General features: G+C 40.3%; 24 protein-coding genes. 13 read left to right on the plus strand and 11 right to left on the minus strand.

Annotated elements, in window-relative coordinates; genetic code table 11:
* The first annotated feature begins 324 nt into the window (after nt 1–324).
* Nucleotides 325–1179 (plus strand): carboxylating nicotinate-nucleotide diphosphorylase, encoded by an 855-nt coding sequence (locus tag KME09_22050; GenBank protein MBW4536618.1) that lies wholly within the window; start codon nt 325–327, stop codon nt 1177–1179.
* Between the two features lie 35 nt (nt 1180–1214).
* Here KME09_22050 and KME09_22055 read toward each other — a convergent pair whose 3' ends face one another.
* Both KME09_22055 and KME09_22060 read right to left on the minus strand, forming a co-directional pair.
* Entirely contained in the window at nt 1215–2858 is a 1644-nt protein-coding gene (locus KME09_22055) for a CTP synthase (GenBank protein MBW4536619.1), read from the minus strand.
* Between the two features lie 281 nt (nt 2859–3139).
* Nucleotides 3140–3790 (minus strand): MtnX-like HAD-IB family phosphatase, encoded by a 651-nt coding sequence (locus KME09_22060; protein ID MBW4536620.1) that lies wholly within the window; start codon nt 3788–3790, stop codon nt 3140–3142.
* A 220-nt stretch (nt 3791–4010) separates the two neighbouring features.
* On the opposite strand from KME09_22060, the gene KME09_22065 reads away from it, so the two are divergent.
* Complete coding sequence (locus tag KME09_22065; protein MBW4536621.1) at nt 4011–4226, plus strand: DUF2839 domain-containing protein; 216 nt, start codon at nt 4011–4013, stop codon at nt 4224–4226.
* Nucleotides 4227–4282: 56 nt separating this feature from the next.
* Nucleotides 4283–4909 carry a CPP1-like family protein gene (locus KME09_22070; GenBank protein ID MBW4536622.1) on the plus strand — a complete coding sequence of 209 codons (627 nt, stop codon included), beginning with the start codon at nt 4283–4285 and terminating at the stop codon, nt 4907–4909.
* Nucleotides 4910–5013: 104 nt separating this feature from the next.
* Here KME09_22070 and KME09_22075 read toward each other — a convergent pair whose 3' ends face one another.
* A complete protein-coding gene (locus KME09_22075) occupies nt 5014–5448 on the minus strand; it encodes a peroxiredoxin (GenBank protein ID MBW4536623.1) in 435 nt (144 codons plus the stop codon).
* 190 nt (nt 5449–5638) lie between these two features.
* Here KME09_22075 and pstC point away from each other — a divergent pair, with 190 nt between their 5' ends.
* Nucleotides 5639–6535 (plus strand): phosphate ABC transporter permease subunit PstC, encoded by an 897-nt coding sequence (gene pstC / locus KME09_22080; GenBank protein ID MBW4536624.1) that lies wholly within the window; start codon nt 5639–5641, stop codon nt 6533–6535.
* Between the two features lie 42 nt (nt 6536–6577).
* Nucleotides 6578–7474, plus strand: a complete 897-nt coding sequence (gene pstA, locus KME09_22085; GenBank protein MBW4536625.1) for a phosphate ABC transporter permease PstA — start codon at nt 6578–6580, stop codon at nt 7472–7474.
* Between the two features lie 81 nt (nt 7475–7555).
* On the opposite strand, the gene KME09_22090 is transcribed toward pstA, so the two are convergent.
* From KME09_22090 to KME09_22110, 5 genes are all read right to left on the minus strand, one after another.
* Nucleotides 7556–9664, minus strand: coding sequence for a pentapeptide repeat-containing protein (locus KME09_22090; GenBank protein MBW4536626.1), 2109 nt, complete (start codon nt 9662–9664; stop codon nt 7556–7558).
* Nucleotides 9665–9890: 226 nt separating this feature from the next.
* The gene (locus tag KME09_22095; GenBank protein ID MBW4536627.1) at nt 9891–10163 is read right to left on the minus strand and encodes a nucleotidyltransferase domain-containing protein; all 273 of its coding nucleotides are present in this window, start codon (nt 10161–10163) and stop codon (nt 9891–9893) included.
* Nucleotides 10164–10183: 20 nt separating this feature from the next.
* On the minus strand, nt 10184–11098 hold the full coding sequence (locus tag KME09_22100; GenBank protein MBW4536628.1) for a DUF4351 domain-containing protein: 915 nt from the start codon (nt 11096–11098) through the stop codon (nt 10184–10186).
* A gap of 10 nt (nt 11099–11108) precedes the next feature.
* Nucleotides 11109–12764, minus strand: a complete 1656-nt coding sequence (locus KME09_22105) for a SpoIID/LytB domain-containing protein (protein ID MBW4536629.1) — start codon at nt 12762–12764, stop codon at nt 11109–11111.
* Between the two features lie 95 nt (nt 12765–12859).
* Nucleotides 12860–16378 (minus strand): hybrid sensor histidine kinase/response regulator, encoded by a 3519-nt coding sequence (locus KME09_22110; protein MBW4536630.1) that lies wholly within the window; start codon nt 16376–16378, stop codon nt 12860–12862.
* Between the two features lie 359 nt (nt 16379–16737).
* Here KME09_22110 and purU point away from each other — a divergent pair, with 359 nt between their 5' ends.
* The 4 genes from purU (at nt 16738) to rlmN (ending at nt 20200) form a co-directional block, all read left to right on the plus strand.
* Entirely contained in the window at nt 16738–17592 is an 855-nt protein-coding gene (gene purU / locus KME09_22115) for a formyltetrahydrofolate deformylase (protein ID MBW4536631.1), read from the plus strand.
* A 37-nt stretch (nt 17593–17629) separates the two neighbouring features.
* The gene (rsmA, locus tag KME09_22120; protein MBW4536632.1) at nt 17630–18478 is read left to right on the plus strand and encodes a 16S rRNA (adenine(1518)-N(6)/adenine(1519)-N(6))-dimethyltransferase RsmA; all 849 of its coding nucleotides are present in this window, start codon (nt 17630–17632) and stop codon (nt 18476–18478) included.
* Nucleotides 18479–18538: 60 nt separating this feature from the next.
* Nucleotides 18539–18868, plus strand: a complete 330-nt coding sequence (locus KME09_22125) for an MGMT family protein (protein MBW4536633.1) — start codon at nt 18539–18541, stop codon at nt 18866–18868.
* A gap of 288 nt (nt 18869–19156) precedes the next feature.
* Entirely contained in the window at nt 19157–20200 is a 1044-nt protein-coding gene (rlmN, locus tag KME09_22130) for a 23S rRNA (adenine(2503)-C(2))-methyltransferase RlmN (protein MBW4536634.1), read from the plus strand.
* 13 nt (nt 20201–20213) lie between these two features.
* On the opposite strand, the gene KME09_22135 is transcribed toward rlmN, so the two are convergent.
* Nucleotides 20214–20591, minus strand: coding sequence for a transcriptional repressor (locus KME09_22135; protein ID MBW4536635.1), 378 nt, complete (start codon nt 20589–20591; stop codon nt 20214–20216).
* A 149-nt stretch (nt 20592–20740) separates the two neighbouring features.
* Here KME09_22135 and purS point away from each other — a divergent pair, with 149 nt between their 5' ends.
* The 4 genes from purS to KME09_22155 all read left to right on the plus strand — a co-directional run bounded on the left by purS (nt 20741) and on the right by KME09_22155 (nt 23275).
* On the plus strand, nt 20741–21007 hold the full coding sequence (gene purS / locus KME09_22140) for a phosphoribosylformylglycinamidine synthase subunit PurS (GenBank protein ID MBW4536636.1): 267 nt from the start codon (nt 20741–20743) through the stop codon (nt 21005–21007).
* A gap of 52 nt (nt 21008–21059) precedes the next feature.
* Nucleotides 21060–21755: a phosphoribosylformylglycinamidine synthase subunit PurQ gene (gene purQ / locus KME09_22145; protein MBW4536637.1), complete on the plus strand. Its 696-nt coding sequence runs from the start codon at nt 21060–21062 to the stop codon at nt 21753–21755.
* A 196-nt stretch (nt 21756–21951) separates the two neighbouring features.
* The gene (locus KME09_22150; protein MBW4536638.1) at nt 21952–22848 is read left to right on the plus strand and encodes a D-hexose-6-phosphate mutarotase; all 897 of its coding nucleotides are present in this window, start codon (nt 21952–21954) and stop codon (nt 22846–22848) included.
* Nucleotides 22849–23107: 259 nt separating this feature from the next.
* Nucleotides 23108–23275, plus strand: a complete 168-nt coding sequence (locus KME09_22155) for a hypothetical protein (protein ID MBW4536639.1) — start codon at nt 23108–23110, stop codon at nt 23273–23275.
* 4 nt (nt 23276–23279) lie between these two features.
* Here the strand turns inward: KME09_22155 and KME09_22160 are convergent, their stop codons facing one another.
* Together KME09_22160 and dprA are read right to left on the minus strand one after the other, a co-directional pair.
* Nucleotides 23280–24956 (minus strand): ShlB/FhaC/HecB family hemolysin secretion/activation protein, encoded by a 1677-nt coding sequence (locus tag KME09_22160; protein MBW4536640.1) that lies wholly within the window; start codon nt 24954–24956, stop codon nt 23280–23282.
* A 262-nt stretch (nt 24957–25218) separates the two neighbouring features.
* The gene (gene dprA, locus KME09_22165) at nt 25219–26319 is read right to left on the minus strand and encodes a DNA-processing protein DprA (GenBank protein MBW4536641.1); all 1101 of its coding nucleotides are present in this window, start codon (nt 26317–26319) and stop codon (nt 25219–25221) included.
* Between the last annotated feature and the right edge of the window lie 51 nt (nt 26320–26370).

The following is a 26370-nucleotide window of genomic DNA, read 5'->3' on the forward strand; positions in this document are numbered from 1 at the left end:
TGTGAAGTTTTGATTAAGTTTGTTAAAACTTGCTCTATCCTCTCACTTGGAGTGGTTTATAATTGACTTTTTATCCAAAAAACTTGGGGGCTTTAAAACTGTCAAACTATTGTATTGTCTTGGTTCTGTGCGCTTTGGGTGACTTGCATCCCTCTCAACCGCGCATTTACCAATATAAGCAACATTTCTAATAAAGTCAACCCCCTTTTCCAACATTATTTTAGGATTTTAGTTCTTTTGGCCTTATTTATTATCATTTAAGCTTTACTAGCTATAGTGTTAAAGCATTTAATTTTATTTTTCAAATTAACTAAAAAAGTTTGTATGGCTAATTTACCTTCCTTAATAATTGTCGATCGCCTACTAGAAAATTGGTTATTAGAAGATATTGGCAGAGGAGATTTTACTACTCAAGGATTGTTCAACGACAAAATTGAAATCAATCAAGGTGTATGGGTTGTGAAAGAAGACGGGGTGATTGCAGGATTACCGATCGCAGCTAGAGTTTTTGAGTTATTAGATAAGCAAGCTCAGTTCACCTGTGATGTAGGAGAGGGGGACTATTGTAAGTCGGGAACGAAGATTGCCAGCATTAAAGGAAGTAGAGAAGCATTGCTAACAGGAGAAAGAGTTGCACTTAATTTGGCAATGCGTTTGAGTGGAATTGCTACCGCAACTCGTAATTATGTAACAGAGATTAGTAACTTGCCAACTAAATTAGTAGATACTCGAAAAACTACGCCAGGTTTAAGAGTATTAGAAAAATATGCCACAAGAGTCGGTGGTGCAGTAAATCATCGAATGGGATTAGATGATGCGGTGATGATTAAGGATAATCACATAAAAGCAGCAGGGGGAATAGAAAAAGCGATCGCACTTTTAAGAAACAACATTCCTTATCCCTTAAGTATTGAGGTGGAGACAAGCAATCTGGAAGAAGTAGCAGCAGCTTTACAACATGGTGCTGATATTATTATGCTGGACAACATGTTTTTAGAAACAATGATTCAGGCTGTAGAGCTAATTCGCAATACAAGCAAAAGAGTTAAGATAGAAGCCTCGGGTAACATCACTTTAGAGACAATTCGTGCCGTCGCCGAAACTGGAGTTGATTATATTTCTAGCAGTGCGCCAATTACTCGATCGCCTTGGTTAGATTTAAGCATGAGGTTCGTTTGAAGATTATAAGTAGCAAACATTATATATTTCAATTATTAGCTTACTGAAGCGGCAGTAGAAGTATGTTCTTCAATTGAGATACTATTTCTTTTCAAAGCTGCTCGAACTAACCCTAAAAACAGTGGATGCGGATTATTAGGACGAGAACGGAACTCTGGATGAAATTGAGTCGCAATAAAGAAAGGATGATTTGGCATTTCAATTATTTCTACCAAACGTCCATCCGGAGACGTACCACTAATTTCGTAGTTTGTTTCTAACAACAGGCTGCGATAAGCATTATTAAACTCATATCGATGACGATGACGTTCATAAATCACTTCATTTTGATATAGAGAGTAAGCCAGGGTATCTGATTTTAAGCGACAGGGATATGTTCCCAGGCGCATAGTACCTCCTAAATCAATAACGTCTTGTTGTTCGGGTAAAATATTGATCACGGGATTAGATGTTTCCGAGTCAAATTCAGCGCTATTGGCATCATCTAATTTGGCTACATTACGCGCCCACTCAATCGCACAGCACTGCATCCCCAGACACAAACCTAAAAAAGGTAAATTGGTCGAACGAGCATATTCAATCGCTGCTACTTTACCGTCTACCCCCCGAATGCCAAAGCCACCAGGTACGATAACACCACCCACGTCATGAAGATATTTAGCTGCACCATGAGTTTCGATATCTTCGGCGCTGATCCAACGTAAGTTTACCTCACAGTCTGCCTCGATCGCTCCATGTCCTAATGCTTCTACCACCGATAAATAAGCATCGCTGAGTCGGATGTATTTACCGACGATCGCCACGGTAATTTTGGTGCGGGTAGAATTCATTTTAATGACTAAATTACGCCAGTCTTTTAAGTCTGGTTCGCGCTGTTCAAGCTGTAGTAACTCGATAGTTCTTTGGGCTAGCCCTTCTTGTTCTAAAATGAGAGGCACTTCATAAATCGTGCTGGCATCGAGAGAAGTAACCACCGAATTGACTTCCACATCGCAAAATTCGGCAATCTTTTCCTTAATTCCAGGAAACAAAGGGCGATCGCTACGGCAAACCAAAACATCAGGCTGGATGCCGATGGAACGTAATTCTTTGACTGAATGCTGAGTCGGCTTAGTTTTCATTTCTCCCGCAGCGGGAATCCAGGGAATTAGAGTAACGTGCATATAAACGACATTGTTTTTGCCCACGTCTTTACGAAATTGACGAATCGCTTCCATAAAAGGCAAAGATTCAATATCCCCCACCGTACCGCCAATTTCCGTCAGGACTACATCCGAGCCTGTATTACTGGCAACTCGATGGATTCTGGCTTTAATTTCATTAGTAATGTGGGGAATAACCTGAACTGTACCCCCCTCATAATCGCCTCTTCTTTCTTTATTGATTACCGCCTGATAAATAGAGCCTGTAGTGACACTATTAAGACGGGACATTGAAGTATCAGTAAAACGTTCATAATGACCTAGGTCGAGATCGGTTTCTGCACCATCATCAGTTACAAAAACTTCTCCGTGTTGATAAGGACTCATAGTGCCTGGATCGACGTTGATGTAGGGATCGAGCTTGAGAATCGAGACGGAATAGTTGCGCGATTTCAATAATCGACCTAAACTAGCTGCCACGATTCCTTTACCGATACTTGAGACTACCCCGCCAGTAATAAATACAAATTTAGTCATATATGTTTCACCATAATTACTGCTTGATAACTATCGTTAATATGTCTCAGCCAGATACGGTAGAGTAAGGAGCTTGAGTGATGCTAAGTAGATAATTTTGATGTAGATAAACGCTTTGAAAAGCCACGCTGACAACATACTCATCAAAAAAGTTTAATCTGTATTAACTTAATTAACTTGTAAATGTCAGAGATTAAACTTAACATCTACAAGTTAATAACATTACTGGAAACAGCTAGTAAATACAAGTCCAGACAAGTACATAAAGCATGGTTTAATAATCACACATTGACTTGCCAACTAGCAGCTAAATAGTCTCGGATTTCCCAAAAATCATGCCACTGAACATAAGGCTTGTTTTCAACATCCAAATACTGCTTAAGGCGATCGCGGGCAAACACCAAATCCGCAGCTAGAGACATGTTAATATCTGTTACGGAATCGCCGATCGCTATTTTTTCTTGAGCCGAATACTGTGCCATGACGATCTCTTTAGCGACAAACTCTGTATCGCTAGAAATTGCGGAATAAGGCTGTAAAAATTCGCCTCTAGTCTCGACTTTCCCTGCATAGATAGCTGTAACGCCATCCAGCAATTGCTGATGTTCTAATACTGCTGTAACCATACTTGTTAGTCCACCTGAAATGACCACGAAAGGAATTGTGGCATCATTAAGAAATTCTATAAATTCTTTAAGTCCTGGACGAACTGGTTGTTGGGCAATAAAGTCAATCATAGCTGGATAATGTTGAACAGGAATTGCACCTAAAGTTTTGTCTATACCTTCTTTGAGGCTTATTTCTCGGCGAAAAATTGCGGGTAACAGTCGGGCTGCCGTTTTGGGGGCAAATTTTTCGAGCATACTGACAAAAGTATCTTTAGCGGTAATTGTGCCATCAAAATCACAGAAAACAACTCGTGAAGAATTCATTATTATTAAGAGAGTGATGAGATCAGCCTAGTTGACGATTGGCTCAATAATCAAGCAAAAATTATTCCCACTCAATTAAATTGGCAACATGGTATATGTAGCTCAACCCGATCGGCAAAAAGTGGCTTGAATTAGGAGCAAGAGAATCTGTGACCAGAAAACGCTATGATCGACTCATAACTTACTTATTGACGATTACGATTAATAACTAATATATATTATGGGAGAATCAAAACGCCGTAAATCAGCATTGGGAACAGAATATGGTCAAAAGTCTGACAGAATACTTCCCTGGCTGCCAATTACCAAAGCTCAAGCAGAAAAATTTATTAACATAACTAGTAAGGGAGCTTGGATTGGGATTGGTATCATGATTGCTGTTTGGGTGACCGTCAGATTTATTGGCCCAGCATTCGGTTTCTGGGAAGTTTATTAAAAAATTGTCTAGCGCAGAAAAATTTAAAACTAGGTATTTATAGAGCAGGTTAAGAGATGAGCGAACAAAATCCCTACGAACAACTTGGGGTCACAGAAAATTCTTCATTTGAAGAAATACAGGCTGCCAAAAAGAGACTTTATGAACAACATGGTCACGATCATACCGTACTAGAAGAAGTAGAAATCGCTTACGATTCAATCATTATGGATCGCTTGCGGTTGCGTCAAGAAGGTAAAATTAAAGTTCCCGAAAAAATTCGTTTTCCTGAACGTAATGCGGAAAAAACTTTAAAAGTTCCCCAGATCGTTAACGATAAATCTGCTGTTTGGTTACAAGATTTAGTAGATACACCTTCTCAAACAGATATTCTTTGGCCATCGGGTATTTTCTTAACCCTATCAGCGATCGCCGTATTTTCTTCCAATAGTGAAGCCTCGATTCTTCCGCTATTAATGGCTTTGGGCTTTATTGCTAATATTTACTTTCTCAATCGTAAAGAAGGACGCTCAGGTAGAGCATTTTTGATTAGCTTTGTGGCTTTGTTTGCTGGGATCGCGATCGGCACAGGTTTAGCCAACCTAGTCTTAAGTCAGGGAGGGATTACTGCTTTAGATCATAATCAGTTTGCTGCTACCGTAACTTTCTGTTTATTTTGGCTCGTAAGCTGCTTTTTACGTTAATCTGCTTGGTTTTGCTGTCAGTGTCTGGAAATAAAAAAAAGGAGGAAACTTATTCACTCCCTTTTTTTGTTGCAGCAAATTTTACTTAAAGCTCTAAATTAGAGTTAACCAATACTGGTCAAAATATCTGTAGCATGAGTGCTAGTGTTCACATTACTGTCCACGTGAGCAATTGTGCCATCAGCATCGATAATGTAGGTAACACGCTTAGCGTAGCCACCACCATCAACATCGTAAGCTTTGGTAATGGTACCGTCGCTATCGACTAATAGTTTGAACGGTAAACCATACTTCTCTTTGAATTTTTGATGAGAAGCCCGATCGTCTTGGCTCACTCCTAAAACTACCATTTCTTGCTCTTGATATTCAGCGAAATTATCACGGAAACTTTGGGCTTGTTTTGTACAACCTGGAGTGTCGTCTTTGGGATAAAAATATAGAACAACTGTCTTACCCTGGAAATCGGCTAGAGAAACACTGTTTCCTTCATCATCAACAGTGGTAAAAGCTGGAGCAGCAGAACCAACGGATAAAGCCATGCTTAATATCTCCTAATCTAAATCTATTTTCTTTTAAACTTTAGCGTAATTAGATTTGTGAGGGTTAAGAGTTGAGCTTAATAACCCAAGCTTTACCTCGATTTAATCAGAGCATTGTAAATAGATACTAGTACAATATTTTCACTGCCTATTTTAAGCAATATTTAACCTTAAAATACTTAAAATTTTTATGAATCATCAAGCGTCAAAGATAGAGGCTCGTTCAGGAGTTGAAAGAACTTTAGACAGTGCTTTTTATTGGTCAGCTAAACTTTTGGCTTTGGCGATCGCTGGTATTTTAGTTTGGATTACCATTCAAGTAGCGATCGCTGCCATGCCAGCAATCAAACAATTTGGCTTCGGATTTATCACTACTAGCAGTTGGAATCCTGTCAAAGAACAATATGGAGTTTGGCCAGCAATCTACGGTACTATCACTAGCTCTTTCATTGCCTTGGCGATTTCAGTGCCAATTGGTTTGGGAGTAGCAATTTTTCTGAGTGAAGATTATCTACCTCCTGCTGTTCAAAGAATCACTGTATTTTTGGTGGAATTATTAGCAGCCGTTCCTAGTGTAGTTTACGGTCTATGGGGTATCTTTGTCTTAATTCCCTTTCTCAAAGGTTTTACGCCTTTAAAGGGGCAGGGGATGTTGCCTGCTGCGTTGATTTTGTCAGTAATGATCTTACCTACGATTGCTGCTATTGGTCGTGATGCCATTACGAACGTCGAGCCTGGTATGAGGCAAGCTGCCTTGGGTTTAGGCGCTACTCGTTGGGAAACAATTATCCAAATAATTCTGCCTGCTGCATCTTCAGGTATTATTGGCGGAATCATGTTGGCTCTTGGTCGAGCATTAGGCGAAACTATGGCCGTCACCATGTTAATTGGTAATTCTAACCGAGTGGCTGCTTTCGATATATTTGCTCCTTCCAATACAGTTTCATCTCTACTGGCGAATCAGTTTGCCGAAGCCAGTGGATTACAAGTGGCAGCCTTGATGTATGCAGCTTTAATTCTGTTTTTCATTACTCTAGTAGTAAATATTTTGGCTCAGTTATTCGTAACTAGACTGCAAAGAATTTAGGTAAGGCAAAACTATCAAATCTAGATCCAATTAAAGAACATCATGACTTCACCTCAGCTCGAAAAATCAGATTACGGAGAAATCAGCCTTAAGCGCAATCCAACATCCCCCCGCACCCTGTTTGGTTTGGTAATGAGCGGTATTGCTGGTTTGTTTACCCTCGCTGCAATTGTTCCGCTATTTATTATTCTGAGTTATCTAATCACTAAAGGAATTAGTTCTTTATCCGCCTCTGTCTTTACTGAATTACCTCCTCCACCCTTAGTAGATGGTGGTGGTTTTGGTAATGCCATTTTAGGTACCGTATTAATGGTGGGCATTGGAGCTTTAATTAGCATTCCCTTGGGCATTATGGCAGCAATTTATCTTTCGGAATTCAACGGGGGTAAAGTTGCTGAGTGGATTAGGTTTGCGACTAATGTTTTGAGTGGAGTACCGTCGATTATTGTCGGGGTGTTCGCCTATGGTGTGATCGTCCTTACTTTTAAAAGCTATTCAGCCTGGGCTGGAGGTTTTGCTCTCTCCATCTTAATGTTGCCGATTATTGTGCGTACTACTGATGAATCTCTCAAGCTAGTACCTCAAGATGTACGTCAGGCTTCTGTGGGGATTGGCGCAAATCAATATCAAACAGTTTTACAGGTGGTGCTACCTGCTGCCTTGCCCGCGATTATTACAGGTATTACTCTAGCGATCGCCCGTGCTGCGGGGGAGACTGCGCCTTTACTGTTTACAGCTCTATTTACTCAATTTTGGCCCAATTGGGATGCTTTACTAGTAGAACCGACGGCTTCTTTGGCGGTGTTGGTTTATAATTTTGCGATCGTTCCCTTTAAGAATCAGCAGGAATTGGCTTGGGGTGCAGCTTTTATTTTAGTAATGCTGGTTTTATTTACTAGTATACTTTCTCGTTGGGCAACGGCGAAACGGACTTATTAACTCCTAATAAGCAAATTAATCTGCTTAGGCTGGCAAAGAGGAAAGGGGAAAGGGGAAAAGGTTAAAGGGTTCAGTTTTCTATTAGGCGAAGAAAGCGAGAATTTTAGGTAAAACTTTGGTACAGGCGATCGCTAATTTGGTAGCAGGTTCTACTCCATCCGAAATCACTGTTAGAAAGCCCACTGCTTTTTTAGCTTTCTTCTGCATAGTTTCATCTTGAGGATTTTGTCCTGCTTCGGCTAAAACCTCTAACTGTTCTAAGGTTTGCTTTTGATCCTCTTGAGACAATCGAGGATCGTTAATTGCTTCTTGAATTTGAATTAGTAAATCTTTAATTCCTGGTTCTTCTGGATTAGATGAGGATGGTAGCTGATTAATCGTATTCGCAACCGTACCACTAAGATCTCCTAAACTAAATGCACCTGCACCACTAGCGTTTATAGTTCCGCCTGAAATATTTTGGTTTCTGCTTTGATCGCTATTCATTTCGTTGTCTCCTTGATGATTGTAATTTTCAGCATAGAAACCTGGGCGTTTTAGTGCCGTATTGACCATACTTTCTAATGCTTGAATGCGATTATTCTTTTCTGCTACGAGTTTTTTAGAATCTTTTTCTGTTAAAGCTTTGATTTGATTATACATATCAAAATATTCAGCACTCAATTTAGATAAATCAGCGTCTGGTGGAGTTTTTAATTTCAGTAGTAAATTGTCTTCCCCCTTGACTTCCATTGAGGCTAATTGAAGTTTGGCATCGGGATTGTTTTCTGCTAACTGTTTCCAAGAAATAGCGATCGCTCTGGGGTCTACTCCTTGATTGTGATAGAGGTTTAGGGTATCAAAAATCGGCTTAATAAAATCGGCAAAGTCACCAACTTCAAATTTTTCTGACCGATTATCAGGCTTGCGACGTGGTTCGGGGTTTTCCTCAGTAGGCAGACGCATAAAGACATATTCACACTTGACATCATCTAGTTTGGTGTAAGTTGTAATGCCCCAATCTTCAATAAAAGCTCCTGTCAGAGTAGCTCCTGTAAAATCTGTTCGATCTAACTGCGTCTGTACCAGTTTGGCTCTAGATAAATCTGCATCCTGTAAATTAGCTTCACTTAGATTGGCATCAATAAAGCTAGCATCAGTTAGATCTGCTCCTTGGAAATTAATACCCTGGAGTTTTTGACCATCAAAATTCTTATCTTGTCCTTTGCCGATCAGCCATTGCCTGACTTGAGTGCTTTTCAGATAACTATTACCAGGACGAACGAGATCGAGCATTTTCGCTCCATACCAACGAATACTAGTAAGAGTAGCTCTTCTGAAATCTGTACTTTTTAGTTTTGCTCCTGTGAAATTAACACCAGTTAAGTCAGCACCACGAAAACTCGTCCCACCTGTAGCAGCAAAAGCAATGGCAAAAGACCGCACCCCAGTATCCCTGGCATCTCCTCTCATAGCACGCCAGCCAATGTACACTCCTACTGCTGCTACTGCTCCTGCTCCTGCTACTGCTGCTGTTACTCCTGTTACTCCTGTTCCTGTTCCTGTTGCTCTTGCTGCTGTTACTGCTACTGCTACTGCTACTGCTACTGCTGCTCCTGCTCCTGCTGCTCCTGCTGCTGCTACTTCTGCTACTGCTCCTGCTACTGCTGCTACTGCTATTGCTACTCCTACTGTTCCTACTGCTCCTGCTACTGCTATTGCTGCTCCTGTTGCTTCTGCTCCTGCTACTCTTGCTGCAAACGCTACTCCTGTTGCTGCTGTTCCTGCTACTCCTGCTGCAAACGCTACTGCTATTTGTAATACGCTTATTCCTTGGCGAATACTTAAAATCAGGAATATAACTAGTACTAGTAAACTAACAGAACCGATAATTCGATTTTCTGGGCTAGAGGAGTCAAAAATTAGTGAAGCGAAAACTCCAGTGAACATTGAGAAGAATCCTGATATGCTAGCCAACAGCCAGGAAAGAATAGTTAAAAGTGTTACCCAACGTTTTTGAAGACCACACTTGGCACCAGTAAAATTTGCACCTCTGAGATCAGCACCAGTGAAGTTAGTACTGCAAATATCCGCCTCACTAAAGTCTGCACCAGTAAGATCTTGTCCCTTAAAAGATTGTCCTCGAAGATTTAAACGTTGAAAATTTCTTTCCCCTGCTGCATATCTTTTCAGAACTTTACTAGCTTTCATTCCTTAGCTTTCTAGTTAGTTTTCCTTAGATTTACTGACTGAATATGAAGCATTGGCAAACAATTAATATTTTGTAACTCAGTTGAAGCTTGTCAGTTAATCATAAAATATTTGCTTTTATTTGACTTTTATTAACTATTTTTCTTAAGCTTTCATCAGAATCGAGATTGAAAACTAATATAAATCATCAATCTTGGGCATATATTACTACAGCTTCGACTAACATTCATTCTCGAAAAAAACGACTTAATTCGGCTGGCGTTCTTAAATCTACTTTTCGTTCCAGCATTTGTGATAATTCATCCTGTAAATCGATGATGGCTAAACCTGGAGTTTTTCCCTTAGCAAACTCTACTAATAAATCCACATCGCTTTGTGACGTAAAATCATCTGTTAGTACTGAGCCAAACAACGATAGTTTCTCGATATTGTGACCCTCACAAAAGTCTTTTAGCCTTTTAAAAGGTATTTGAATTGGCAGTACTAATAGCTCTCTCATCTCGTCTCATTTAATGTACTCTAGGAATTACTGAGCCAATTTTGAAGATCGCCAAGAGATTGAAAATCGAGTAAATCCTCGGTCAGAGAATCTAACTGGATTGGTTCTAAAGACTTAATGCGGTCAGCGATCGCCTCTGGGAGATTTCCTAGTTTACGATTAAGTTGACGCAAAGTAATAGCAAGCTTTTCTTCAATTCGCCCTTCAACTCTTCCTTCTTCTTTCCAAGATGTAGTAATCTGCATAATCTGTTCTTGTTCCCTTGTTTCCATTGTACTTAACTCAGATTGAAATAACTTCTCCTCATTAGAGTTAAGACGGAGATAATTATCGACAAAGCCTGAAATCAACTGCATCTTGGCAAGGTCTAGCTTGAGAGTAACCAAGAGACGAAAACATTGAGCTTTGACTGTTGGGCGATCTTGTGGGCTAATTCTCATCTTGCTCATCAAAGCTGCTGCTATAGGATTTTTCTGCTTGAGAAAGTCGCGCCAGTCAAGACGATTTAACTGTACTATGTCATAATCAAAATTCAAAACTTGTTTATTGGGAAAATCAATCGCAAAACTACTTTTATCCAATCTCTGAGGGCGATCATAGGAGAAGATAACAATGGGATAAATTGGGCGATCGTATTTCAAAAAAAGGCTACAAAAATAGCGGAACATTCGACGATTGAACTCAGGTGCATTAGAAGCTTGATTTTCTACGTGAATAAGAAAAGAATAATTTTGTTCTTGAAACTTAGCCAAAGCAACAATATCCATGATGTTCTTCTCACCTCGAACAAGATCAGTAAATAATTCTTTATCCACAAAGGTGATCGAATCAGTATCGAGATATTCGAGAATAGCAGGGAAAAATAACTCTATGAATTCGACAAAAAAGGTAGTAAGAAGCTCCTTAAAAAGTTGGTCATGGTTAATGTTAGTCATTAAGGCTAATTTATTTTTGACTATTACTAATGGATGTGAGGGAGTCTTCTTGATCTTCTTGCCAAAAGACAATCGTATCGTCTAGAGGTTTAAGAATAGTTTGAGGATAATAAAAAGCTAAGATTTTTTCAGCCGACCAACCTAGTTTGGCTAGATTATAAGAACCATACTGACTTAAACCTACGCCATGCCCAAATCCGCCACCGATAAAGCTGTAGCCTTTAAGTTGTTTACCTTGATTGTAAATTGGTTCTAGGTAGAAAAAGGTGCTGCGAGGTGGTTCTAGGGCGCTACGAATTTCGTTTTTATGTAGCTGTAGTTTACCCAGATCGGTTTGAATATTAAGTGCTAAAATTCTGCCAGAGCGCGATCGCTGTTGAATTTCCATTGACTTAATCGTCTTAAATTCTGCTAGAGGATGGCGTGTTTTCAGCAGATATTGACGTAAATCTTGGCTTAAATCAGCAATACTACGGGTTTTATGCCAGCGGAATACTCCTGTTCTACCTGTCTCGTTAAATCCCTTGGTTAGGCTAATAAAATGGCGAAAGGTTTGCTCATTATCTAGAGGATATTTGAGTAGATCCCAAAATGGCTTAGGGGCATCAATTACAGGCTGGAGATACGGACGTTCAGTGCCGTTCCAGGTATCCTCAAAACTGGCGGTAACACCCCCAGTGGTGGAAGAATAGAGCGCATCAATTAACTGATTATCATAGGTAAGAACTAATCCTGCGGTTTTAGCGATCGCGCGATCGCTTATTGGGTTGGTATCTTTTAAACCGTAATATACCTGGCAATGAACCGTAGCGCACAATTGATAGTCATCTACGGCAAAACGTCTGAGGTTCCGTAGAGCATAAGTACGCGCAATAATACTTTGAGCCGCCACCGCTTGAGCAGGAGCATTAGCGCCAATTTCGTGAGGAACAACTCCCCGTAGATAAGTTTCTAGAGGAACTTGGTTAACTAGGGTAAATTCGCCGTGAGCGTTTGGCTGAAGACGTAAACTACCTCCATAGAGCCTAGCTTCTTGGGGTTGCTCAGTGGTGTTAACCTTGACTAAGTTTTTGCCACTAGTAATTTTCACCTCATCCTGATTATATTTCTGTCCCTCAATTTCCAAGACAATATCAGGTTCTTGAGCCAGAATTTGCGTATCCAAATAAGGATCTTCATAACCATTGGCTTTTAAACTGTGTAATAGCCAACGACGAATCAAAGGAGTTTGATAAACATCGCGTTTAGCCCAGACTTGCCAGCGTCCTGGTTGTGCTATCTCAACTTCTATTCCCAGCTTTTGCCAAGATTTAGCACTATCTTCAGCAGTTTCAAACGTAGAGCGATCGCTTAAAATCAATTTTTCGGCTAGCTTAGGCTGAGATAAACGAGCAGAATCTACCTTCAACACCACGTTTTGAGTTTTAATAGTTGTCGCTTGAGATTGATCGGGAAAACTTACCTGTAGAGTGTCTCCTGGCGTACTTTGAATTGTAACTTTTTTAATTTCAGGATCTCCCTCAATCATTGGTGCAGCACCCAATCGTTGAAGAATACCGATTTCCAGTTCAATATCCTGAGCTTTTGTTTCAGCAGCGATCGCCGATTGCCAACTACCAAGACTACCTAATAAAAAGACACCTAGATAAATCGTTAGTTTAAACATTATTCCTCTTAGAGCTAAAAGCTAATAGCTAGAAGCTAATAGCTAAAAACGATATCACTATCAATTCATGTTTTGAATCAGCAACACCTTACTGTTCAATCTTCTTCAATAATTTCAATTAAGGTTTCCCCATCGATCATGCGCTTGGCAGCTTTTAATAAATCTTCTTCGACATAAGGTTTAACAAAGTAGCCGTTAGCTCCACGAGAAGCTGCTATTTTACGCATTTTTTGCGCTCCGCGAGAAGTTAGCATGGCGATGGGTAAAGCAGCTAGTTTCTCATCCTGTTGTAGTTGTGAGAGCAATTCTAAACCGTTCATTCGAGGCATTTCAATGTCGCAAAAGGCAATATCGCACTTCAAACCACTACGGAGTTTATCCCAAGCTTCTTGACCATCTCTAGCTTGTTCCACTCGATAACCAGCATTTCTAAAGGTCATGGATAATAATTCCCTTACAGTCACTGAGTCATCGATAATTAGCACCAGAGGAGCATCTTTAAAAATGGTGTCTGACTGATTAACTTTCTTAGCTTTATCGTTAACAGATTCCTCTTGATTGGCTCGATTAATCTCAATTAGATGTTTTGCCACATCCATCAAGTCTTTTTCAGTATAGGGTTTAGTCAGATAAGCCTTTGCTCCCAAATCATTGGCTATTTGACGATGTTTATCTGCACCACGAGAAGTCAGCATCGCCACAGGAACAGATCTTAGTTTGCTATCTTGATGAAGATTTGATAGTAATTCCAAACCATTCATACGAGGCATCTCAATATCACTAAAAATCATGTCGCACTGTAAACCACCACGGAGTTTATCCCAGGCTTCTTGACCATCTCTAGCTTGCTCTACTCGATAACCTAGCTTATTAAAACTCATTGACAGCAACTCACGAACTGTAATGGAGTCATCGACGACTAGTACCATCGGCTCTTGCTGAATGCTTTCGACTGGAGCCTGCTTAACATCTCCAGCACCAGCCAGAATATTAAAGCCAATTTCAATCGTTCTCTTACCTTGAGCAATTTCAATTAGCTCTAAAACGTCACCAATCGGCATAATCGAACCATCACCCAGAACTGTCGCCCCTGCAATACCTGGTGGTTTGGCAATTGGGCCATCGATTTGCTTAATTACAATTTCTTGCTCGGCTTTGACTTCATCTACCTCGATCGCCAGTAGATTGTCTAAACTACGTAAAATGACTACAGAAACCGTATCATCGTTATTTTGGTTGGCATTATAAATACCTGTACGACGGATCTGACGATTGTAGTTGAGCAAGTCCCGTAAAGGTCTTAGGGGCAATAGAGTATCTTGCCAAGCAATACAGCGCACTCCATTAGCGTTAGTTTGAATGTCACTGGGTAAATATTCTTTGGTGTCTTCCACTCCATCAATGGGGAAAGCGATCGAAGTATTATTGTCAACGCAGGTTAGAGCTTTGCAGATACTCAGTACCAGAGGTAGTCGAATCGTGAAGGTCGTGCCTTTGCCCACTTGCGATTCTGTACTGACCGAACCGCGAATTTTTTTCAGGTCGGTATTGACCACATCCATACCCACACCACGACCTGCAAAGTCATCTGCCTCATCCTTGGTGCTAAACCCTGGATGGAACAGCAGTTCATATACCTGTTGTTCGGATAAATGTTGTGCCGATGCCCAGCTAATCAGATTTTTCTCAACCGCTTTCTTTTTGACTATTTCTGGGTTAATTCCTGCTCCATCATCTCTTACAGTAATTACGGTCTGGTTTCCTTGAATAAATGCCCGAATATAAATATTTCCCGCTTCGGTCTTGCCATTTCTAAGTCTGACTTCTGGCTGCTCGATGCCATGAGAAATAGCATTATTAACCAGGTGAGTCATGGGATTATAAATATGCTCAACAATCATTTTGTCGATTAGCACATCTTTTCCTTCAACATGCAGGTTAGTTTGCTTTTTCTGCTTGCGAGAAATATCGCGAATTGCTCTAGGTAAGCGATCTGCGGTCTGTCCAAAAGCAACCATCCTGGAAGAGTTCATCCCATCCTGTAGCTGACTAGTTACCTGACGGAAGGTTTGAGCAACCTTATCGGTTTCATCAACGACAAACTGAATATCCGATGCTGCTTCTCGGACTCGGACAATCAATTCAATAATGTCTTGGGAGAGTAAGTGAAAACCGTTAAAACGATCTAATTCTAGAGCGTCTAGTCCTTGCTCTTGGGGTTTTTCCTCAACCCGTCTCGATCCTCCCGCAGCGATGGGGGAGTTAGCGCGAGATTGACGACTAGCCATCAAAGCACCTTCTAAAAGCGATCGCTCATACAGGTCATGCATTTTAGCTCCAGCATCCCCTAGGGACTGGACATGACCCAACAGGTTGTCGAGGAAGCGACGCAATCTTTCCTGGTCATCTTCTAGTCGATTCCGCTTAACTACAAGTTCTCCAATTAGATTATTGAGATCATCTAGTTTACGTACGGAAACCCTCATGGTCTGGTCAAAAGCTGGCGATGGAGAGACATCTGGTGGCTCGACATTGGCTACCCTGGGTTGGGGTTGAGCTTTGGGAGTACGCGGGGGTGCAATTGCTGGGAGTTCAGCCTGGGGTTCACTATCTAATAAAGAATCTAGATCGATTGAATCTGTAGGATTTAAAGAGCTGGCTAATGAGTCTAGACTACCGACAGGCTCTTCGATTATGAGAGCGTCTAGGGATTCGCTATTCGACTCTAAAGATAATAAATCATCAAAATCATGACCCAGGCTATCTAATTCATCTACAGGCTCGTCGATTATGAGAGCGTCTAGGGACTCGCTATTCGACTCTAAAGATAATTCATCAAAATCATGACCCAGGCTATCTAATCCGCCATCTGCTAAAGCATCTAATGAATCTAGATCTGTTTGTGCTTCTAGTTCTAAGCTATTAATTGCCAAATCTGATAAATCTGAATCAGACTCAATTAAATTTGGTTCATCGTCGGCTAAATTCATCTCGACGAAAGATTCTTCTGATAGGTTTAACTTTTCTGAGTTATCTAAGAGATTAATCTCTAGATTATCTAGCGTCAATTCATCATCATTTAAACTAACAAAAGGCTCATCTATATCCTCTATCGTCATTGCTGATATAAATTCAGCTTCTGGTTCTAGAGAGATCTCGGCTAGGTTAGCTAACTCTTCATCTGGCTCAACCAACAGATCATTGTCGCTATCTAACCAATTCGATGCTACTTCTTCCTCAACTGAGGAATTTATTTGATTGACTTGATCGCTCTCTAAATCGTCTAATTCATCAGCAGCATCTAAATCTGGCTCAGATTCTAATTCAGTTGAATTTAGATTACGAAAATCCCAATCATCTAAATCTAAAGGAGCGCTATTCTTTCGTTTGGGCTTAATATAACTACTATCTAAATCAAGTTTTTCTAAAGCTTCCGCATCGTTTTTAGCTGCGGTTTCAGCGGAGATAAATTCAGTTACAATCTCAGCATCTTCATCATGAATTGTTTTCCATAAATCTATTGAATTTTCTGCTGACTGTTGGCTAGCACCAGAATTTGACAATGATTCATCTAGATTGTCATTCCCATCGATAGGCTTATTGTGACTGTTCATACTTAGTTAGCAGTTTTAACTGAAATATTGCTGAATTGCTTAACTTGGCTAGCAAGAGGACTCTATATTGTCTTCACAAGTAGTTAAAAGTCCACTCTAAATGCTCAAGTTAGAGTTTTGTAATTTTTAAAATAGAGGTTAGAGAAAAGTTATTTAGTAAGACATGGTTTAGTTAAGTATTTTAATCTGAATTATATAAGTGGCTATACATTATCTAGTTTGCCCAAAAATCACGGATCAAATTTAAGTTTGGCGATTAAAAATAGAGTTTCCTCAAATAATCTGTTATGCTCTGTTTCTCCAAGCTTCAATCAGTACCATTTTAATAGTTATTACTAAACGCCACTTATTTAGCCTGTATGAATGAGTCTACTGCAACCTTATTAATTTCTTGTCCCGATAGCCCTGGATTAGTCGCCAAAATTGCCAACTTTATTTATGCTAATGGGGGGAATATTATTCATGCCGATCAGCACACCGATTGCGCTACAAGTTTATTCCTGATTCGCATTGAATGGCAACTTAACGGCTTTAATTTGCCCCGCGAAGCGATCGCCACCGCTTTTTCAGCGATCGCCAAACCCCTCAAAGCTACTTGGCAGCTACACTTTTCTGATACTAAACCAAAGATTGCGATTTGGGTAACCAAACAAGATCATTGTCTCTGGGATTTGCTTTGGCGACATCAAGCTCAGGAATTGCCTGGTCATATAGCTTTGATTATCAGTAATCATCCTCATTTAGAAGCGATCGCTAAACAGTTTCAGCTCGACTTTTATCATCTACCCATAACTAAAGAGAACAAAGCAGAGCAAGAAGCTAAACAGCTTGAACTTTTACAACAATATCAAATAGATTTAGTAGTTTTGGCTAAATATATGCAAATTCTTAGCCCAGATTTAATTAATAATTTTCCGCAGATTATTAATATTCATCATTCATTTTTACCTGCTTTTCCTGGAGCAAAACCTTATCATCGCGCCCACGCTAGAGGGGTTAAAATTATTGGAGCGACGGCTCATTATGTTACCCAAGATCTTGATGAAGGCCCAATTATTGAACAGGAAGTGGTGCGAGTCAACCATCGGGATACCGTCCAAGATTTAATTCGCAGGGGTAAAGATTTAGAAAGACTAGTGCTGTCTCGCGCCGTTAGACTCCACCTCCAAAACCGCGTCCTTGTTTACGACAACAAAACTGTTGTTTTTAGCTAATTTAAGCAAATTAATCACAATTTAAATAATTATTAAGATGACCTCTAGCAAAAGCTCGACAAGACGCTCTATTCAACCGCGCAAACAATTTGGACAGCACTGGTTGCGGGATCGAGAGATCCTAGATCGAATTATTATTGCTGCGGAATTAAGCCAAAGCGATCGCGTTCTCGAAATTGGGCCAGGAACAGGTAATTTAACTAGCCGATTACTATCAATAGTTTCTGCTTTAGTTTCCGTAGAAATTGATCGCGATTTATGCAAAAAATTGGTATATAAATATGGTGAACAAGCCAACTTTCTCTTGATCCAAAATGACTTTTTGAAATCAGATCTCTCACCCTTCCTCGAAAATTTCCCCAAGTTTCAAAACCCAAATAAAGTAGTTGCTAATATCCCCTACAACATTACAGGGCCAATTATTGCTAAGTTACTGGGAAAAATTGCCACTCCCGCACCTCAACAGTATGAATCCATTGTTTTATTAGTACAAAAAGAAGTGGGCGATCGCTTAGTAGCTATTCCAGGAACTAAAGCTTACGGTGCATTGTCAATTCGGGTACAGTATTTAGCCAGTTGCGAACTGATTTGTGATGTTCCTGCTAGATCATTTTATCCTCAACCAAAAGTAGATTCAGTTGTGGTGAGATTACGTCCCAGAACCCTCGAACATCCTGCCAAGAATCCACGGCAATTAGAAACATTAATTAAGCTAGGTTTTGCCAGCCGTCGTAAGATGTTACGCAACAATTTGCAAGGTTCAATTAAGATTGCAGAGCTAACTTCTATCTTAGAAGAGCTTAATTTTAATCCTCAATGCCGCGCCGAAGATTTAAGCTTAGAAGAATGGATTTTATTAAGTGACAAGATTAATCTAGCAAAATGAATAATAAATATAAATATTCAGCTAAATATTTAATATCTTCCTAATCTAAAGCAACTAACGATGTCCAACTATGAGCGCATTTACACCACCGTTCGCCAAATACCTGCTGGAAAAGTAGCTACCTACGGACAAATTGCCGACTTGGCTGGATTATATGGCAAAGCGCGGTTAGTAGGATATGCTCTGTTTCGAGTTCAAATAGAGGATAATATCCCCTGGCATCGAGTTATTAATGCTCAAGGAGAAATATCCTATTCTCTTCAACGTCAGGGTGGCGATTATTTACAAAAAGTTTTGTTGGAAGAGGAAGGAATTGAGTTTAAAAGTAACGGCAAAATTGACCTGAACAAACATCGTTGGCAACCAAATTTTAATTCTGCTAGCAGGTAAATTAATTTAAGTTATGAAGATCTGATACTATTTCTTCTTGAAATTGCACTTGATATTTTAAGTTTAAATCTCGCGCAAAGACGCAAAGACGCAAAGTGGAACTAAAATGAAAAAATAGCGATCGCCAAAACCATAACATCAAAATCATCATTTTGCTCAGAGCAATTAACTGTAAAATAGATTTGTTTAGAGATTGCTGCTAATTAATAATGATCGATAGGATAGATAATCATTTTAAGTAGCTAAATCTTAATTTTTGCCGACATTTCTGCCGACACATTAAATATAATGACGCTACAAACAATCAAGCAATCAGACACTTCAGAAGCACTTTTAGGCAAATCTTTGTCAGAATTAACCACCTGGGTACAAGATCGAGGACAACCAGCCTACAGAGGCAAGCAACTACATCAATGGTTATACCAAAAAGGAGCGCGATCGCTGGGCGATATTTCCGTCTTGCCGAAGCCATGGCGCGAAGAGATGGCAGATTATCCCCTTGGACGCTCGACAATTCATTATCGTAGTGTTGCACCAGATCAGACTCGTAAGTATTTATTACGTCTGGCGGATGGCTTGATTATTGAGGCGGTTGGTATTCCCACCGCTAAACGCCTAACGGTGTGCGTTTCCTCCCAGGTTGGTTGTCCGATGGACTGTGACTTTTGCGCTACGGGAAAAGGGGGTTTTACTCGTAATCTCAAGGCTCACGAAATTGTCGATCAGGTGTTGACGGTACAGTCAGATTTTGAACAAAGAGTCAGCAACGTTGTCTTTATGGGTATGGGAGAACCAATGGCAAACCTTGATGAGGTGGTGTTGGCGGTGAAGTCTCTCAATCAAGATGTGGGAATTGGCGCGCGATCGCTTACAGTATCGACAGTAGGTATTCCTGGTAAAATTCAACAGCTAGCACAGCACAGACTACAAATTGTCTTAGCAGTTAGTCTTCATGCTTCTAATCAGGCTTTGCGCGAACAATTGATTCCCAGTGCTAAAAAATATACTTTAGATCATCTTTTAGATGAGTGTCGAGACTATATCCAGGTAACTGGCAGAAGAGTTACTTTTGAATATGTCTTGCTAGCAGGAGTTAACGATTTACCTGAAAATGCACAGGAATTGACTCAGCGCCTAAAAGGTTTTCAAACTCACGTCAACCTTATTCCCTATAATCCTATCTCTGAAGTTGACTATCAAAGACCCAGAAATCACCGCATCCGAGAGTTCTCAACTATTCTCGAACAGGCTAATATTGCCGTCAGCGTACGCTATTCTCGTGGCTTGGAAGCAGATGCAGCCTGCGGACAACTGAGAGCATCAAAAGTATAGGCTGAAAAGGAGTCTAATGGCATTTTTGGCACAAACCAAAAAATTCTAGGGTGTGATAGTAAACTTTAAAAGTGTGGGATGTTTCCAACTGCTTTTCTAAGTTATGTACGGGACATTCATCGATCGCAATCGACACGCCACAGTTAACACAGGTGAGATGATGGCGATCGCTCTTAATTAAGCTATATTCAGACTCTCCATTGGCTAGAGTACGTACCTGCACTTCTCCCTGTAGTTTTAAAGCCTCAAGAGAACGATAAACCGTAGCTAAACCCATATCCTGTTGACGATTACGGAGTTCAATATATAAATCTTGCGCCGAAATAGAACATTTGAGACTCTGGAGTAAAGTTAGAATACGCTTTTGCGAACGAGTACGTTGCATTTTCATACATTTGTGATGGAAAATCAAACCTAAGTCTATCTTACGTTGCTAGATTAATTGATTTTAACTTTTATCTATCTCTGTTTGTTTCGGCTAAAGCTATAAAATCAAAAAGGCTCTCAGCTTTAAGTAAAGCAATCACTGACAATAATTCTATGGCTACTAAATATCACGCTCGTATATATGTTACCTTGCGCTCTTCGGTATTAGACCCCGCAGGTACAGCAGTTGAATCGGGACTTAAGCAAATGGGGTACACCGAGGTAGAATCCGTCAGGATTGGTAAGTATATTGAAATGCAGTTGAGCGCCAATGATGAAGAAGAGGCAAAACAGCATCTAGATGAAATGTGCGATCGCCTGTTGGCAAATACGGTAATTGAAAATTATCGCTTTGAACTTACAGAAATGGCTACAGCATAAAATTTAAATAAAAATTTGAATTTTTAATAATTTACTACCAAAGGATCAAGTTATGAAATTTGGCGTTATCGTCTTTCCTGGGTCAAATTGCGATCGCGACGTTTTAACCGTAACTCAAGGATTATTAGCTGCCCCCACCCGTATGGTATGGCATCAGGAAACAGATCTTGCTGATTTAGATGTCATAGTTATTCCAGGGGGATTTAGCTATGGTGATTATCTTCGTTGTGGAGCGATCGCGCAATTTTCTCCTGTGATGAATAGCATTATCGAACATGCTCAAGCAGGTAAATATGTTTTGGGGATCTGCAACGGTTTTCAGGTACTTACAGAAGTAGGATTACTTCCTGGAGCCTTAATTCGTAATCGAGGTCTACATTTTATTTGCGATCGCGCTCCTATCAAGGTAGAACGCAATGATTTACTTTGGACAGAAAACTATCAACCACAACAGATACTTACTCTTCCTGTAGCTCATGGAGAAGGTTGTTATTATGCTGATGATGATACTTTAAAAGCGATCGAAGATAACCATCAGGTGTTGTTTCGCTACTGTAGTCCATCAGGAGAAACCAGTGCTGAGCATAATTTAAATGGCTCAATGAATAATATTGCGGGAATTATTAATCCCCAGGGTAACGTATTAGGGATGATGCCTCACCCCGAAAGAGCTGCTGATAAAGCGATTGGTGGTATTGATGGTCTGGCTTTATTTAAAGGGTTACTTAACACAATGGCGATCGCCTGATGATTACTAGTTACTGATTACTGATTACTGATTACTGATTATTTGCGACGCGAAGCTAGTGCTAAAGCATACCGCTTCGCATATCCTTTAGGGCGAAGCTTATCCTTTAAGACTGATTACTGAATCGCTAGTTGCTAGTTGCCAATTTAAATTTCAGTGCCATTACAACTTCTAAAATTCTAAGCTGAATTACACCATGAATATTGAACAGTTGAACGCCGATTACGGTATTGTAGACAAGGTAAAGTTTGTTGAGGGTCAAGGCAATTTTCCCTTGATTAAAATCAGTAATGAATATGCTGAAGCTACGATTTCTGTATATGCAGGACAAGTATTATCTTTTAAGCCAGTCGATCAAACTGAAGACATGATGTTTTTGAGTAGCCAAGCCTATTATCATACAGGTAAAGCGATGAAAGGTGGTACACCCATCTGTTGGCCTTGGTTTGGCCCCGATCCTGAAGGTAAAGGGCGTGCTAGTCATGGTTTTGTCCGCGATCGCCTTTGGCAAGTGCGGGATGTGGTCAGTACTCAAAATGGTGCAACTCAGGTAACTATGGGGCTGGTAGATACTCCAGAAACTAGGGCAATCTGGGATTATAGTTTTGATTTGTCCATTGTGATTACCGTGGGTCATACTTTGACCATCAACTTAGTTACTCGCAACACGGGATCGGCATCTTTTGCCATTACTCAGGCTTTACATACGTATTTTCAAATTGGTGATATCAATCAAGTCAGGGTGTTGGGTTTAGCAGATAAAGCCTATATAGATAAGGTCGATCGCGGTGAACAAAAAACTCAGTCTGGGGCAATTACTTTCTCTGGAGAGTGCGATCGCATTTATTTAGATGTCCCCGCCCAATTAACTATCGAAGATCGCGCCTTAAATCGGCAAATTACGGTAACTGCCACTAATAGTCAGACGGCAATTGTTTGGAATCCTGGGGCAGATATTTCGGCGAAAATGGCTGATTTGGGCGATCGCGACTATGAACATTTCGTCTGTGTCGAAACCGCCAACGCTGCTAACGAAATAATTGAAATAGCTGCGGGGGATGATTATAATCTGACTGCTAATTACAGTTTCTGATAAACGCCTACTGTGAATTAAAAATCATAGTGATTTATTTTTAGCTATAAGCTATAAACCATAAGCTTTTTAGATTGTTTCTCTAGTATTTTAATGTAAGATTATTGCAACTTTTAACAATTCAATTATTTTAGCTTGTTATTTTGATTTGTTTTTGTTGAAGTATGTATAATTTATTGATGTATTTTGTAGTACTAAATGCATCAATCAAGGTATTACAAACCTAGTTACATCAAAGCAATTATTTGAGGAATAAAATATGGCAACTGGAGGAGCTAATGATTTAATTGCTGATGTCTCTTTTGGTTCGAGTAGTACGACAAATAATGCGCGCACAGCAAACTCTGTCGATCTCTTGGGTGAAGTACCAGAAGGTGATTTCACTATTGCTGCTGGTGAAAGTGTCGGGGTTTTTGTCGGCTCGTAGTAGCTTAAAAGAAACTATAGTCTACAAAGAAATATATTCCATCTTCTTGTAGAGAATTTCCTTTAGTTTCAAGATCGACTAGAGGAATTCCCCAATCTAAACGGGCATTAAAATTATCTCCCAGCGCCAAATTTAAGCCCAATCCTAACGCAGCTAAAGTTGTATTAGCAATTTCCAGATCATCAGTATTCCAAACTGTGCCAACGTCAAAGAAGGGGGTAACCTGTAGCAAACCGTCAAATTTTTGCAAGCGTAAAATAGGGATGCGTAATTCTGCCGAGGCAAATAAACCATTGTCACCCAAGCTTAAATCTTGGCGATAACCCCTGATGCTATTGGCACCACCAATTCTAAATTGCTCTAAAGGAACTAAACTTCCCTCTGCAACTTGGATATCCCCTCTCAACAGGAGTAAAAAATCTTCATCAAAACGTCTTGTCCACTGGCTTTGACCACGCCAAGAAACAAAAGTACTATCAGGTTCACCATCATCATTAATGGTTGAGTTGAAAGCATCTACCCCTAGACTAAACTGAGAACGCAAAGCTAAAACCTCTTGGTCGTTACGCTTAACAAATTCCTGAACTAGTCTGACAGCGTTAATTTTAGTTTCTCCCTCATCGTTGGCACCGCGAGAGAGAAAGAACCCGTCGTTCATCAAAAAAGTCTCACTTTCACTACGGGTAAGACTAATACCGATCGCCAATTCTTGAGTTGGCTTGAGCAGAATAGGCTGGCGGAAACTTAACTCATAGTAGCGAGATTTAGATTCAAGATCGATCGCCGAGAAGGGATCTTCAATGACATGATTGGAGTTCATGCCAACAGCAGCCTTAAGCGTGCCATTTTTGGCGTTAACAGGGAAGCCATAAGCCAGATCGAAAGCATTACTCCCTTTAGTATTGGCATATTCCAAGTTAAAGCGATCGCCAAATCCTAAAAGATTACCATGGTTAATGCCGATAGATCTTTGGTTCGTTCCCACACTAGGAGATCTACTATTGTTTAAGTCGAGCGCCAGATTAAAGACATCTGCCTCTTCAATTGTAATGTCAAGTACACTAGTGCCTGGACGAATACCTGCTGATAATTCAGCCGATATATTAGCAATCAAAGGATCGAGACGTAATAATTGTAGTGCCGAAAGTAGTGAATCGACGTTTATGGGTGCTGCTGCTGCGGTTTTTAAGCGATCGGTAATATAGTCTTTAGATAAGTCTTTTGTGCCTAAAACGTTAATTTCTGCCAACTTCCCTTCTAAGACAGCAATTTGCACTGTACCGTCATTTAATTCCTGTGGAGGAAGATAAGCTCCTGAATTAACGTAGCCTCGATCAGTATACAGCTTGGTAATAGAGCTTCTGGCTTGAAATAGCTCGGCTAAACTTAGAGGACGATTAAGATAAGATTTGAGCGCCTGATTTAATTCTGGTTGAGTAAAAATAGTGCTGCCTACAACCTCAAAGTTTTTTACCACAATACTTTGAGGAACTTGGTTATCTGAAATATTGACAGTTTGTGACCCAGACTTAGTTGAAACCTGTGCCGCTAGTGGCTGTAGTCCGAATAAGCTCAAAGCGATCGCTAAAAAAAAAGCTAAAACAGATGAATTAACCCTGGCAAAGTAATTTAAACAATAAATTAAGCTTAACTTTCTCGCCAAATTATCTGATGTCAGCATATTATTCACTAGCTTTGCAAGATGCGCCTCTATAAAGTTCCCCAAACTAGTCAACAAGTAACAAGATCACAGCGCTTGCTCAATTATTGTGCTAATGGTAAAGGGCTATTAGCTCTCAGCTATTAGCTCTCAGCTATTAGCTATTAGCTCTAAAATCAAATATAAATAATGATTTCAAATAAAGTGATTCCCCAAGTCCCTAAATCCCCAAGTCTCTAAGTCTCCAAGTCCCCAAATTAAAGTATTTAACTTCGATATAAATTTACTGCTTTTGATAACGCATCCCTGGTAGCTGACAGACTAAATCCAGCATTTCCAATTCAGATAATGCTGCTAAAATCTTGTTGATCTCTAATCCTGTTTGTTCGGCGATCGCATCAACCGCCACAGATTCGTGATTGATTAGCTCATAAATACGGGCTAATTCCGAGTTTAGTTCTGGTTTGGGCTTGGTGGTAATTGGCAGGCGATCGAGACAAGGCATAGTGCCTAGCATTTCTAATAAGTGTTCAATGCCCAAAATAACGTGCGCTCCAGAATTAAGCAGTGCTAGACAGCCTAAAGAACGAGAATTATCCAGAGAACCTGGTAAGACATAAACATCGCGACCGAAATCATTAGCATAACGAGCGGTAATTAAAGCTCCTGAACGCTGAGGTGCTTCAATAATTAACACCGCACGGCACAAGCCAGCGATAATGCGATTACGAGCAGGAAAATGACCCCGATCTGGTTGAGTCTGAGCAGGATATTCACTAACGATCAAACCGCGATCGCTCAATTGGCGATGAAGCTCACGATTGCTAAAAGGATAGACCAAATCGACTCCTGTACCTAACACCGCAATGGTTCTGCCTTTAGCTTCCAAACAGGTCTGATGAGCGATCGCATCAATTCCTGCTGCCATTCCTGAAACAATGCCAAAGCCATGACTAACCAAAGCTTGAGTAATTTTTTTAGTCCAGCGTTTACCGTATTCCGAGGGATTACGGGTGCCAACAATGCCAATCATCGGCTTACTCCCCAGATTTTCTTCAGGCTCAACCTGTCCTCGATAGTAAAGCAAGGGTGGGGGACTAGGAGTTTCGGCTAAAAGACGCGGATATAGCTCGTCGTCTGGGGTCCAAAACTGAGGATTTTGCTGGAGATGTTGAGCAAATAGTTCAGCAGGAAAATTTTGGGGTCTACTCTGTATTGCCACAGCAGCTTTGCCATTAATGCCATCAATTTCAGCAAAGGCGATCGCTGGAGCATTCCAGGCTATTTGCAACGAACCAAAATGCTGATAAATTTTTTTCAGGGAAACCGCCCCAATCCCTTTAAGTTGCGACCAGGCTAACCAATAAGCTCGTTCTTGTTGCATAAAGTTGCCTAAAATTTTAGTTTGCTAATGATCGCAGTTGAATCACAGGCA

The sequence above is a fragment of the Pleurocapsa minor HA4230-MV1 genome (assembly GCA_019359095.1).
Classification (GTDB): domain Bacteria; phylum Cyanobacteriota; class Cyanobacteriia; order Cyanobacteriales; family Xenococcaceae; genus Waterburya; species Waterburya minor.